At 31.5% G+C, this 13,853-nt stretch carries 9 protein-coding genes and 2 pseudogenes; 4 read left to right on the forward strand and 7 right to left on the reverse strand.

What is annotated here, in order from left to right; genetic code table 11:
• Positions 1-146: 146 nt before the first annotated feature.
• The 5 genes and pseudogenes from KTC92_RS10880 to KTC92_RS10900 form a co-directional block, all read right to left on the reverse strand.
• Positions 147-1,394, reverse strand: a pseudogene (locus tag KTC92_RS10880) (IS1182 family transposase); the annotation flags it as partial.
• 232 nt (positions 1,395-1,626) lie between these two features.
• The gene (locus tag KTC92_RS10885) at positions 1,627-3,393 is read right to left on the reverse strand and encodes a reverse transcriptase domain-containing protein (RefSeq protein ID WP_220287873.1); all 1,767 of its coding nucleotides are present in this window, start codon (positions 3,391-3,393) and stop codon (positions 1,627-1,629) included.
• 718 nt (positions 3,394-4,111) lie between these two features.
• Positions 4,112-4,294: pseudogene (locus KTC92_RS10890) on the reverse strand (IS5/IS1182 family transposase); the annotation flags it as partial.
• Positions 4,295-4,498: 204 nt separating this feature from the next.
• On the reverse strand, positions 4,499-5,329 hold the full coding sequence (locus tag KTC92_RS10895) for a TPM domain-containing protein (RefSeq protein WP_375294771.1): 831 nt from the start codon (positions 5,327-5,329) through the stop codon (positions 4,499-4,501).
• 43 nt (positions 5,330-5,372) lie between these two features.
• A complete protein-coding gene (locus tag KTC92_RS10900; protein ID WP_216304635.1) occupies positions 5,373-5,942 on the reverse strand; it encodes a LemA family protein in 570 nt (189 codons plus the stop codon).
• A gap of 342 nt (positions 5,943-6,284) precedes the next feature.
• On the opposite strand from KTC92_RS10900, the gene KTC92_RS10905 reads away from it, so the two are divergent.
• Together KTC92_RS10905 and KTC92_RS10910 are read left to right on the forward strand one after the other, a co-directional pair.
• Entirely contained in the window at positions 6,285-6,968 is a 684-nt protein-coding gene (locus KTC92_RS10905; RefSeq protein WP_258280590.1) for a helix-turn-helix domain-containing protein, read from the forward strand.
• A complete protein-coding gene (locus KTC92_RS10910) occupies positions 6,962-7,861 on the forward strand; it encodes an IS3 family transposase (protein WP_258280758.1) in 900 nt (299 codons plus the stop codon). The genes KTC92_RS10905 and KTC92_RS10910 overlap by 7 nt, the downstream gene beginning before the upstream one ends.
• A 137-nt stretch (positions 7,862-7,998) precedes the next feature.
• Here the strand turns inward: KTC92_RS10910 and KTC92_RS10915 are convergent, their stop codons facing one another.
• Positions 7,999-9,015 carry a MarR family transcriptional regulator gene (locus KTC92_RS10915; protein WP_216304580.1) on the reverse strand — a complete coding sequence of 339 codons (1,017 nt, stop codon included), beginning with the start codon at positions 9,013-9,015 and terminating at the stop codon, positions 7,999-8,001.
• 409 nt (positions 9,016-9,424) lie between these two features.
• Here KTC92_RS10915 and KTC92_RS10920 point away from each other — a divergent pair, with 409 nt between their 5' ends.
• Positions 9,425-11,098, forward strand: coding sequence for a SulP family inorganic anion transporter (locus KTC92_RS10920; protein WP_216304581.1), 1,674 nt, complete (start codon positions 9,425-9,427; stop codon positions 11,096-11,098).
• 258 nt (positions 11,099-11,356) lie between these two features.
• Positions 11,357-13,357 (forward strand): fructose-1,6-bisphosphatase, encoded by a 2,001-nt coding sequence (locus KTC92_RS10925; protein WP_216304582.1) that lies wholly within the window; start codon positions 11,357-11,359, stop codon positions 13,355-13,357.
• A gap of 137 nt (positions 13,358-13,494) precedes the next feature.
• Here KTC92_RS10925 and KTC92_RS10930 read toward each other — a convergent pair whose 3' ends face one another.
• Entirely contained in the window at positions 13,495-13,686 is a 192-nt protein-coding gene (locus KTC92_RS10930; protein ID WP_165413630.1) for a hypothetical protein, read from the reverse strand.
• Between the last annotated feature and the right edge of the window lie 167 nt (positions 13,687-13,853).

The raw sequence follows: 13,853 nt of genomic DNA on the forward strand, positions 1-13,853 counted from the left end.
CGATACCAATACCACTCATAAGCTTTCATAGTGATTATTTGTAAATATTAAAAAGCAGAAAACACATTGTTTTCTGCTTTTTAATATTTCAGGTTGTTTACAAACCCAGTATAATTTTTTTATTATACTGGGCTTTTTACATGCAATTATGCGATAGCATTTTGAGTTGTGGATAAATTTAAAATAACAAATATCTTCTTAGTTAGAAAATCAAAAAACAGTAAAGATAACAGTCTAGCTATCTTTTTCATATTTTGCACTGCTGCTGTAAGCAGACACTGCTCTTGCACATTTTCTAATCCACGCATATGGCAATAGCGAAGCCCATGCAGTTGTTTTGAATCTGCGAAGCTTCGCTCTATAGTTTCTTTTCTTCTTCTATATATATTTCTGCCTTTATCTGTTCTGGTGAACTTTACAACATCTTCTTTATACGTTTCCCAAACATGTCTTCTAATAGTTTTAAACTTGCTTTTTGCAGAAAAGCATTGAGCTCTATTTGGACATATCTCGCAATATTTTGCATTACCAACATATTCTTTATATCCTTCTCTTGTTGTCGTTTTATAATGTAAAGCCCTTAAGTCAGGGCATACGTAAATGTCCTGTTCTTTAACATATTGGAATTTATTTTTTGTGTACATTCCTTTTGTATGTGGAGACCTACGGTATCCCATTACAGATTTTAATTCCCTCTCATATAGTTCTTTACATATAAGATTTGTAGCATAACCAGCATCTGCACCAACATATTTTGTATTAAAATTAAACTTTTTTATTTGCACATCTAATCTATCGATATAAGGATCAACATCATTTATGTTTCCAGGAGTAACATACACATCAGTAATTATATTATGTCTGCTATCGACAGTTCTGTGATCTAAATATGAGAAGCCTTCCGGCTTGCCATCTCTCATCATATATCCACTGTCGGGGTCGGTTGTGCTAACTTTAGTTTCTTTTATTTTGGTAACAGGTTCTTTTTCCTTTAAAGGTTTTTTACCATGGTTTATTCTATCTTCTTCCACTGCTTTATTAAGTTCAGCTACATATTCTTTCGGCGTTTTTTCAACTTCAATTTTCACAAGCTTTCGCTTATTAGCATTTGCTTTTAGGTGTGTAGAATCTGTGTAAAGTATTTTACCGGTTACCATCTTAAGATTTATAGCCTTAAATACTACTTCGTCAAATATTTTTTGAAACACATCTGTACCTTTAAACCGTCTACGTCTATTTTGGCTAATTGTTGAATGATCTGGAATAGGATCAGTAAGACTTAGTCCTAGAAACCATCTATAAGCCACATTTACTTCAATGTCCTTTACAAGTTGTCGTTCAGATTTTATTCCAAATAAGTACCCAATAAACAGCATTTTAAAAAGTATAATAGGATATGAAGATAGGTAAGACTCTGATATTACTACCTCGGTCTTTTCCCCCTTCCCACACTGTACGGGCGACTTTCATCGCATACAGCGTTCCAACGTCTGACAAACTGAAAACTCAAATATATTTATAACCACTTTTGAAATCAAGTTTTTTTTTTTTTTTTTTTTTTTTTTTTTTTTTTTTTTTTTTTTTTTTTTTTTTTTTTTTTTTTTTTTTTTTTTTTTTTTTTTTTTTTTATAGCAAACTTATCAATTCTTCGACCCTTTTATGATACTTCTTTCCAACCACATCATATAATTTTGCTCTATTATTACTATGTAGTATGATATGTTGCTCCTTACTTAGTATGCATAGATTATTATAATCGTCTTTACCACCCTTATTACAAGGCACTATATGATGGCAATGATAATCTTCTACTGGAACTACTTCCCCAGAGATATGACTCAATCCATGTAACGAACTATATTTACTAATTCTAAATTGACTAAATCTACTTGCCTGACGAGATAATTTAGCACTCTCTACAAGGTACTTAATATCATTAAGAGATACACCAGGCTTATGGTTTTTCTTTTCACCATAATCGTACGGATTGATTCTACATATTTTACCTTTTATTGCACTCACTAATTTATATTCCCAATTAGCCCATTCTATATGAACAATTGGTATATCATACAACATGTAGTATCCTGTTTTACCCCAACTTTTATATGTACCCTTTCTAAAATTATTCTTGATTTTTTGTTCTGTTATAAACTTAATTCGACCTTCCATTGTATTATAAAACCTTTTGTAAATTCGCCATCCTAACTTTCCAAAACATTTATTAAACTCATTCATACCTTTATAGTAATTATGTAATCCTATAATATATACATTCCAAGCCATGATGTTCTCATAACTAGGTATTTTTTTAATATCATTAAGTCTTTTACAACATTCTTCTACTATTAAATTCCCCTTATCCTTTGGTAAGCTGTTAATTACCATTAGCTCCTTACCATTTCTTATTCTACTACGTTTTTGATAAAGCTTAAAATTATAGCCCAGATATTTCATCTTTTCTTTCTTTAAATCATAAATTTTAGTTTTATCTTCATTAATAATAAGTTTCATATTTTTTGTAAGATATTTCGTTACACTATATTTAAACTTTTCAGCATCACTCTTACTCTTACATAAAACTAAAATGTCATCAGCGTACCTTACATGGATACCAATTTTCAAATTAGTTCTTCTCATATTTGAACGTCTATTGTCTATATTATGAAACTTATTAACACTTTTATCATGCCAATCATCACCCTGATCTCGCAACCATACATCAAAACGATGAAGGTACACATTTGATAATAATGGTCCTATAATACTACCTTGTGCAGAACCCTTCGGGTCATAGATTTTGCACCCTGCTTCTAGGTAACCTTTCTTAATAAAACGATAAATATAGTTTAATATTACTTGGTCATGTATTCCCATATGCCATAGTTCCCTATACATAATATTAGGGTCTATAGTTCCAAAATAATCCTTCATGTCTACAGATAAGACATATGGCATAACATTAGTTTGGTTTTTAACTTTTGCTATTGCATTATGTGTTGATACTTGCTCCCTAAATCCAAAGGAACTAGGAACAAACTTAGTTTCACAGTACGGGTCTAATACTAGCTGAATACACTTCTCAACAAGCTTATCCCAGATTGTGCATATGCCAATAGGTCGTTTCTTACCATCACCTTTAGGAATATAAATACGTTTAACATAATCCATCTTTTTATTAAGTAAACGGTCTTTTACTATCATACCTAACTCAATAAAATTCGTTTTTGCTATGGTATCATAATTAGAACCATCTGGTCCTTTTGTCATTCTTCCTTTACCCTTGCTAAGTTGACGTACTGCTAGCATAACATTCTCTTCGGAATAAACTAAAGGACTTAAATTACGCAAATCTATATTTCCATTTTTAAAATCTTCAAATCTCTGTTTCATATCTATGAAGTAAATATTATTTATACTCGTTAGTCTGACTCTCCTCATTTCTGTACGAATAGTCTCTTTCATCTAATTTGGCGAATTAGAAATTTACAAATTATTTTATATACATCACACGTCTAAGGCTCTTTCCTCTCCTATATTTCTTAATATAGGATACTAACGGTACTACAGCCTCGCTGTTAACCCATTCATAATCTTTATTGATTTACCCTTTCGGTGCAATCAGTCCCCAATTATTATTACACGGAGTGTAATTAGGTCAATCACCTTTCCCAATATTTTCGCTTTATATATCATACTTAGGTCTCCTCTATATTCCGTTCTTTTCAGTTCTTACCTGGATACGTCTCACACGCATTCTCCAACCACCATAAGGTCGTCCCCCTTCTGCACGCGTAGACATACATTGAGGTAAAAAAATTTTTACACCCTCCCATCTGAACTAGGGATAGGGATTATCTGTTACGAAATTTAAATACAAGGAAATTATAACCATATATGACTGGACCCGAAGTGTAGCATTACTGCCAGTGTCTCCGTCTTCACCTATGCTTCGCAACGTTACATTACTGCAAGGCTGGCAGGAGTATTAGTCAGACTCAGTATCCATAAGATATTAGGCTCTCATGCTGGTCTCGAAAATATTAGTTACCTACAATAATAATTGTAGGTCTACAGCAGTGTTCACTCTACTACGAGGATATTATGCTGTAATTAAGGTCGCACCTACGCCAGGTCTTCCATTATCTAAGCAGTAATATTTTTTAGTCAGTTCTCTTATAAAAGAGAAATCCATGTATTTATCTATATTTCTCAGAATATGGTCTTTAGGAACTAAATCTTCTAAATACACCATTTCTAGTTTTTGTTGTGTGAAGTTCTTTTCATTAATCATAATAATGCCCTCCGAATTATAAAGTTTGTATACTATATATATTCGACATTGATGTCCTAAAATCCTTTTTGAATATGAAAAAAAACACTCCAATTTTAAATTAGAGTGTTTTACATTTTATGTTTGTCAACGGTCTGAAATATTAAAAAGCAGAAAACACATTGTTTTCTGCTTTTTAATATTTAATTCCACCAAATTATTTTATTACCAACCTCCAGAAGATCCTCCTCCACTTGATGAACCTCCTCCAAAGCCTCCAGAGCCACCTCCGGAACCTCCGAAGCCACCACCATTTCCGCCACCACGTCTACCGATTGAACTCCAAAATAGCAATGTAATAATAAATCTGGTTATTCTTCCTCTATTAAGAACAAAGTCAAGAAAAACTAATACGATAAATCCTATTGCTAGAATTCCACTTCCCTTTTTAGAGACGTTTGAACTTTCAACATATTGTGGAACATTAACATTCTTATCTAGTTTTACATTATATTCTTTAGCTATATTATCTGCTAAAGCTGAATATGCTGCCCTAAGACCCTCTCCATATTGATTTTGCTTAAATCTTGGCACTGCAAAATCATTCATAACCCTTGAGGAGTATATATCCGTAACAGCCCCTTCTAGACCTGTACCTACCTCAACTCTCCACTTTTTTTCTTTCATTGATAATAAAATTAATAGCCCATTATTTTTACCCTTTTGTCCAATACCAAAACTTCTAAAAATCCCAGTAGTATACGCTTCTATAGGCTCTCCTTGCAGCGAATCTATAAGCACAACAGTAGCCTGTGCACCTGTTTTGGCTTCTAATTCCTTACCTACTGACAAAATATATTCTGTAGATTTACTATCTATCACTCCAGCGTAATCATTAACATATTTTAATTCTGTAGCTTTAGGATATTTGGTCTCTGCATTCACTATATTTATAACTGTTACTTGACTCAGTAAAAATACGCTTATCATAACTGCAAAAATAACTTTTGTGCTGATTTTTGCTTTCGTAATCATGCTTGATGAAAAATTATGAATGTTCCTAATTAATTTCATTAAATAAGTCTTCATATTCTATCTCCTACTTAGTAAAGTCAACTTTTGGTACTACTTTAGCTGATTCACTAGCCTTATAATATGCCTTTTCATCAAATCTAAAAATCCCTGCAATAATGTTCGTCGGGAATTTTTTAATTGTGCTGTTGTAACTTGAAACATTTGTGTTATAATCCTGCCTCGCTGTTCCTATTCTATTTTCTGTACCTTCAAGAGCTACCGTTAAGTCCCTAAAATTCTGACTAGATTTTAAATCCGGATAATTCTCTACAACTACTAATAGCCTTGAAACCGCACTTCCAAGTTCGCTATCCGCTTGCGCTTTATCTGGCACCGTTTTTGCTCCTGCAAGTTTAGCCCTGGCATCTGCTATTTTTATAAATATATCTTTTTCCTGAGATGCATAGCCTTTCACCGTTTCTACCAAATTAGGAATTAAATCAGACCTTCTTTGCAATTGTGTATCTATGTTTCCTTCTGTAACTTTTACCTTTTGTTCTAAACTTACAATCTTATTGTAACCTCCAATAATAGGCATTGTTATTACTAGAAATATTGCTGCAACAATTGCAATCGTTCTTAATGTTTTATTCATTTCTATACCACCTTTTTGTTTTATAGAATATATAATAGTTATTAACTATTTCATGTATCTAATTATAATAGATATAATTATTAAAGCAAATTTATCCTTATATAATAATTTATGAATTCATTAAGCGTACTATACTAATTTGCTATTTATTCTTTAAAATTATGTATTATTTCAAAAATATATTATTTAAATTTATCCTTTGGTTAACAACCTTTTATTAAATTTTAAATAATTGTAAAATCTGATTGGAATATAAAATAAAGGAACCCATTATGATATGCTCCCCTTATGGTAGACAGTTAAAATAATAAAACTGTTTACTATAAGGAGGGCTATTTTTTTATGGGAAGAAAATCAACTATATCAGACCAACAAAAAATTAAGGCTGTAACATCATATTTAAATGGAAAAGCTAGTATGTTAAGTTTATGCAACAAACTTCAAGTACATAAGAGTTCTTTTCAAAAATGGGTAATACGATATAAATCAGAAGGTGAAGCTGGGTTAAAACATTCTAGCAAAAATACTTCTTATACTGCCAAAATCAAGATTAACATTGTAAAAGAATATCTTGATGGGCATGGCTCACTGAATGATTTATGCATTAAGTATCATATTTCGTCAAATACAGTTTTATGCAATTGGATAAAGAAGTATAATGGTCATGAAAACATAAAATCTTCTGGAACAGGAGGAAAAATAATCATGACCAAAGGACGCAAAACTTCTTATATTGAACGCATTGAAATCATAAAGTACTGTATTGAAAACAATAACAGTTATAATAAAACTGTTGAAAAATATAAGGTATCTTATCCTCAGATTTATACCTGGATGAAGAAGTATAATCAGTTTGGTATTGAAGGGCTTTTGGACCGACGTGGAAAGCCAAAGGCTGAAGAGTTAATGACAGAAGATGAAAAGCTAAAAGCTCAATACAAGCTTTTAGAAGCACAAAATAGAAGATTACGGATGGAGAATGCTCTTCTAAAAAAAATCCAAGAGATAGAAAGAAGGCGATATTAAGCGAAGCTAGATACGAAGATACTTATCTTGCAATCCAAGAATTATCTAACAAAGATAAATTTCCTATAACTGAGTTGTGCATTATAGGCGGCGTTAGCCATTCTGCATATTATAAATGGCTACACAGAGAAAAAAGTAACCGAGTATTGAAAAACGAAGAATTATTAAAGCTTATTTGTGAGTTATATGAGGAAAAAGACGGTATCTTAGGCTATCGCCAGATGACGATTAAAATCCGTAGAGAATATAATAAAAAAGTTAATTATAAACGAATTTATCGTCTGATGCAGATATTAGGATTAAAATCCGTATGCAGAAAAAAAAGATATAATTATATTAAGTCAACTCCTGAAGTTACTGCAGAAAATATTTTGGATAGAAATTTTAAAGCAGAACAAGTCAATAAAAAATGGCTTACAGATGTAACCGAGTTTAAATATGGGAGAAGTGGACAAAAGGCTTATCTAAGTGCAATATTTGATTTAGGTGATAGAAGTATTGTTTCATATGTCATTGGTCATTCTAATAATAACCAATTGGTTTATCAAACCTTTAATCTTGCTGTTAAAGTATACCCTGATGCTAAACCAATATTTCATAGTGACCGAGGTTTCCAGTATACTTCAAAAATATTTAAAGAAAAACTAAAAAAAGCTGGAATGATACAGAGCATGTCGAGGGTTGGGCATTGTATTGATAATGGTCCAATGGAAGGATTTTGGGGAATCTTAAAAACAGAAATGTATTATCTTCATAAATTTGAAGACTATGAAAGCTTAAAGAAATCGATTGAAGACTATATAGAATATTATAATAATAGACGTTATCAAAAACGTTTAAAGTGCATGACACCAATGGAATATCAGCGATATCTATTAGGTAATGCAGCATAAATAAAGCGCCTACCAAATGATAGACACCTTACATAAAATCTTTAATTATTTCCACTGTCTACTTGACAGGGGGCAGTTCATTATGGCTTCCTTTATTTTACTAAATTATCTAGCATTCTTAAACAGACCCTAAATTTTCACTCTCCCAATGCACTACTTTCAATAAACGCGAAGGTTTTTTTTATGTATTCTTCTGTTTTGTAATTTCCTAATCTAACATTCATTCTCACTAAAAGAGAATTTAACTTTAAAATTTCCTGCGAACTAATCTCTTTCAATTCTTCAAAGATCAGTAAAGTTTTTTGATTCTTGTTATAATCTTCTATTATTAACACTTCGCCTTGCTGAGATATATCTAAGTAATAGGCATTTTTTATTAGAGCTTTTTCTTTATGAATAAAATGCTTACTATTTAAATTCTTTACTATTACATGAACTGTAGAAGGTGACCAAAAGCTAATTTCACTTAATTCACTTGATGTAATACCTGGGAATGCAGCAATTATCCACAAGGCTCTAAGCTGAGCATAAGTTACATTAAATTCCTTAAGTGGTTCACTATGATTGCTTTTAATAGTTAATATGAATGTTCTTAAAAGATTATATACACTAATAGTCTTTTTTATAATACTAACTTCATTTGTATCAAAATCTGTTAAATCAATCTTTAAATTCATTTCATTAAGCTTCTCAATATAATCAAAAATAAACTCTTTGTCTTCTTTTATTATAATTCCAGTAAAAATTTCTATAATAAAATCTAATTCCTTATGTGAAAATAATCCTATTAAGTCAAAAAGATAGATCTTTTTTTTCTTATCCTGTTTATTTATATAAATAAACCAATTACCCTTTTCTGTTAATTGAAATTTATATGCCTTTTTATTATTAGCTTCTTCTTTAAATATCAAATTTTTGCTCATCAAAATTTTAATCATATTACTAACAGTAGGCGAAGTCCAGCATCCAATCCTTGCGACGCTACTAAGTGAAATTCCTGGAAACACTTTGATAATCCAAAGAATTCTAAGTTGTGGCAAAGTTATACCTGAAGTTTCTACCATCCTTGCGTAATTAGATTCAATTTTTAAAAAAGCATATCTCGCTAGATTATATAACGAATGTATATTAAACAAATGCTCATTTTGTTCCATAATATGTCCCCTTATATGTTAGTTTAGCATTAATAGGATTTATTATTTCACACGCCTATCTAACATTCAATATTGTATCAAAAATGTTATACCAAATCAATAAAAGGATTTTCTCTTATAACAAAATATATTTTTTTTGTGTAAAATATGATATAATAAATATGTTATACAGTATTTAATATCACGTATACCTAAATACAGTTTTGTTGTTTATAGAATTTTAATATCAAAAACTAATATATTTGGAGTAAAGTAATATTCAAGTATAATAATATTAAAAATAATTATATTTGGAGTAAAGTAGTACTCATATGTATCTATTTTTAATATTCGAATGCTAATTAAAATAATACTCTTTTATAGTTATTTTTAATATTCGAATGCTAATTAAAATAGAGGAGTGAAAATTATGTTCGTCCCAAAACTATTTACCTGTTTAAAAAATTATTCTAAAGAGCAGTTCATCAAAGATTTTGTTGCTGGAATTATTGTTGCTATTATTGCTCTCCCCTTATCTATCGCTCTTGCCATAGCTTCTGGTGCCTCTCCCGAAAAAGGGATTTATACAGCAATCGTCGGCGGATTTGTAATCTCTTTGCTTGGAGGAAGCAGGGTTCAAATTGGTGGTCCTACTGGTGCTTTTGTAGTTATTGTATTTGGTATTGTTGAAAAATATGGCATCGATGGCCTAATTGTATCGACAATACTCGCAGGCATCTTTCTTATAATAATGGGACTTCTTAAATTTGGTGGTATGTTAAAATTTATTCCCTACCCTATTACCACCGGATTTACAAGCGGTATCGCTATTATTATTTTCTCCACTCAGATTAAAGACTTCTTTGGGCTAACCATGCAAACCGTGCCTTCAGACTTTGTTCCTAAATGGATTGCTTACTTTAATAATTTAAACACTTTAAACATGCAAAGTATGATTATTGGTATTCTTTCACTTTTAATAATTATATTTTGGCCTAAAGTAAATAAAAAAATTCCAGGGACGCTTGTCTCGATAGTGATAGCCACTATATTAACCCTTTTATTTAATTTAAATATAGAAACTATCGGAAGCCGGTTTGGTGAGATTTCAAGTTCATTGCCCAGTATTTCTCTTCCTCATACTTCTTTTAGTATGATAAAAGAACTCATGCTTCCAGCTCTAACAATTGCAATTTTAGGTGGTATAGAGTCCTTACTATCTGCAGTAGTCGCTGATGGTATGATTGGTGGTTCACACCGATCTAATATGGAACTTGTAGCTCAAGGGTTTGCTAATATTTGTTCTGGTCTTGTGGGAGGCATTCCTGTAACTGGTGCAATAGCACGAACTGCCGCTAATGTAAAAAACGGTGGCAGAACTCCTGTTGCGGGTATTGTTCATGCTTTAGCACTGCTCGTAATACTTTTATTATTTATGCCATATGTAAAACTTGTACCTATGTCGTCTTTGGCAGCAATATTAATTATAGTGTCGTACAATATGGGAGAATGGGAATCCTTTAAGCAAATATTTAAAGCTCCTAAAAGTGATGCTTTAGTGCTCTTAGTTACCTTTTTTTTGACACTCTTCCTCGATCTAGTAATCGCTATAGGAGTAGGCTTACTTCTTGCATCATTGCTATTTATGAGAAGAATGGCAGATGTTACAGACGTACGATTTGTTCTAGATGAACATAAAGACGAAGACCAAGTAGAGCTTATAGATAGCATAAAGACTCCAGAAAATGTATCTCTATATGAAATTAATGGACCTTTCTTTTTCGGTGCAGCAGATAAATTTGTACATGCTATTAGAGAAATAGGTATTCCTACTAAAATTTTAATTGTAAAAATGCCCAATGTACCTGCTATAGATGCTACGGGATACCACGCTTTAAAAATGCTTCACTCCCTTTGCACAAAACATCACACTCAGTTAATAATATTAAATCTTCAAGAACAGCCTACTAATGTTCTTGAAAAATATGGGTTTATAGATATTCTAGGAAAAGAAAATTTCTGCAGTAATGTTGAAGAAGCTATTGCTAGGGCTAATTTACTACTGAAAACTCCTAAAGTCTCATTAAAACATCAAATTTTATAAAATAGTAAGAGATATCTTACCTATACTAAAAAGTACATTGGCATAAGTCAGTGTACTTTTTATTGTTTAAGCCCTACCTGTTTCAAATACAAGTACTCTCCAAAATCATATTTTTGTAATTAACCTATATTTAAAATAAAAAATATTTTGCTTTAATATTACAATAATCTATATAAATGTATTATACTATTAACTGTAGCCTTTATATTAAATGGGCTACCCCAATAGAATTATTTCCATTATAAAGGAGAGTCAAAAATGATATTTTCTAGTGAGACACCAATTGATGCTATAGAGGAAGATTTGAGATATGTTAAGTTGTTGGCTAGCAAGTATCCCACAATTCCAGATGCTTGTACCGAAATAATAAATCTACAAGCTATCTTAAACCTACCTAAAGGAACTGAGCATTTTCTTACAGATATTCATGGCGAATATGAATCCTTCAACCATGTTCTTAGGAATGCCTCTGGCGTAATCAAAAGAAAGATTAATGATATTTTTGGTAATTCACTGAGAGATAGTGAAAAAAAAGAACTAGCAACCCTTATATATTACCCTGAACAAAAGTTAGACCTAGCGCTTAAAGAAGAGGATGATATAGACGATTGGTACAAAATCACTCTTCATAAACTTATTAAAATTTGTAGAACCATCTCCTCAAAATATACTAGATCTAAAGTCAGGAAAGCACTGCCTGTAGATTTTTCGTACATTATTGAAGAATTACTTCACGAACAACAAAGCACTTTTAATAAACAGGAGTATTACAATGGAATTATTCAAACCATAATTAAAATTGGGAGAGCTAAAGAATTTATAATTGCTATTTCAAACCTAATTCAAAGGCTTACTGTAGATAGGCTTCATATTTTAGGCGATATTTATGATAGAGGACCTGGAGCTCATATAATCTTAGATACCCTTATGCGTTACCACTCTATTGATATACAATGGGGTAACCACGATATACTTTGGATGGGAGCAGCCTCCGGCTCTGAAAGTTGTATTGCTACTGTTCTTCGTATTTCAACGAGGTATGCAAATTTAGATACTATAGAAGAAGGTTATGGCATTAACTTATTGCCCCTGGCAACCTTCGCTCTACATTTTTATAAGGATGACCCATGTAAATCCTTTAAGCCTAAAGTTCTTTCTGAAGATAATTATGGAGAAAAAGACCTTAACCTAATGTCTCAAATGCATAAAGCCATTTCTATAATTCAATTTAAGCTTGAAGGTGCGATAATAAAAAGGCGTCCTAATTATGAAATGCAGGACAGGCTACTTCTTGATGAGATAGACTATGAAAAGGGTATCATTAAAATTGAGGGAAAAGAATATACGCTAAACGATACTAATTTCCCAACTATAGATCCAAGTAACCCTTATAAATTATCTGAAGAGGAAAGGGAACTTATTGACAAACTTAAATCCTCTTTCTCAAATAGTGAAAAGCTCCAAAAGCATATACGTTTCTTATATTCTAAAGGTAGTATGTACTTAAGATATAACTCCAATTTGCTTTATCATGGATGCGTTGCACTGACTGATGATGGTAGTTTTAAGAAAATGAAAATAGATAACATCACTTATAGTGGAAAATCCTATATAGATAGAACTGAACGTGTCGCAAGAGAAGCCTATTTTGGGAAAGCAAATTCAGAATCTAAGCTTTATGCTTTGGACACCATATGGTATTTGTGGTGTGGTTGTAATTCGCCTTTATTTGGAAAGGATAGAATGACTACCTTTGAGCGATATTTTATAAATGACAAAAGCGCTCATACAGAAGTTAAAAATCCATACTATAAATATAGGGATGATGAAACAATATGCAATAATATATTGGCTGAATTTGAGTTAAACCCCCATGATTCACATATTATAAATGGTCATGTTCCTGTAAGAACTATACAAGGAGAGAGTCCTATAAAAGCTAATGGTAAACTTTTAGTTATTGATGGTGGTTTTTCTAAGGCTTACCAACCAGAAACAGGCATCGCAGGCTATACACTTATTTATAATTCCTATGGATTGCTTTTAGCATCCCATGCACCTTTTGAATCTACGCAAAAGGCTATCGATGAAGGTAAGGATATTCTTTCTTCTACTATAGTTCTAGAAAAATCTACGTATCGTATACGTGTAATAGATACGGATGTAGGTCTCGACATTCAGGATCAAATTAAAGATTTAGAGTCGCTTCTTACAGCATACAGAAAAGGACTTATTAAAGAACAACGAGTAAACTTATAAAAAGAGTTTTATAAAACTTAGAATTTAAAGCCACCTGATGCTCAATGAGCCAAGTGGCTTTACCCTTGTTAATTATCACTTTTAGGGCTGCAATATAATATGAGTTATAAGTAACTTAATTTAAATAGCTAATATTTCTACTTTCCGTCATGCACATTTAATAATTCTTGCAATTTTTGAGCTTGCATTGCAGATTGTTCTGCAAATTCCCTAAATGTATTACTTACTGTTTCTTCCGATACTTCTCTTGCAAATGATTGATAATCTCTAGTATTTTCTTGTGCATCTAATAATTTTTTCATAATAGTGTCTCTGGTGTTCATTTCCATTTTCATCACTCCTTCACTGCTATTTTCCCACAAAAGATATTTTTTATGTGTTTTAAATTTAAAAATTTGTTAATAAATAAAAGAAGCAGAGAATCGTATGATTCCCTGCTTCTTTTATTTATCCTATACATTAAATCATCTCCTGTGGAGCCGCGAATTGATGTCGT

This window comes from Clostridium sp. CM027, from assembly GCF_024730565.1.
Classification (GTDB): domain Bacteria; phylum Bacillota; class Clostridia; order Clostridiales; family Clostridiaceae; genus Clostridium_AD; species Clostridium_AD estertheticum_B.

Bases quoted from the DNA above. Each gene is read 5' to 3' on its own strand.
- KTC92_RS10905 (WP_258280590.1), top strand. From the start codon at position 6,285: ATGGGAAGAAAATCAACTATATCAGACCAACAAAAAATTAAGGCTGTA.
- KTC92_RS10900 (WP_216304635.1), bottom strand. From the start codon at position 5,942: ATGAATAAAACATTAAGAACGATTGCAATTGTTGCAGCAATATTTCTA.
- KTC92_RS10920 (WP_216304581.1), top strand. From the start codon at position 9,425: ATGTTCGTCCCAAAACTATTTACCTGTTTAAAAAATTATTCTAAAGAG.
- KTC92_RS10925 (WP_216304582.1), top strand. From the start codon at position 11,357: ATGATATTTTCTAGTGAGACACCAATTGATGCTATAGAGGAAGATTTG.
- KTC92_RS10915 (WP_216304580.1), bottom strand. From the start codon at position 9,015: ATGGAACAAAATGAGCATTTGTTTAATATACATTCGTTATATAATCTA.
- KTC92_RS10885 (WP_220287873.1), bottom strand. From the start codon at position 3,393: ATGAAACAGAGATTTGAAGATTTTAAAAATGGAAATATAGATTTGCGT.
- KTC92_RS10930 (WP_165413630.1), bottom strand. From the start codon at position 13,686: ATGGAAATGAACACCAGAGACACTATTATGAAAAAATTATTAGATGCA.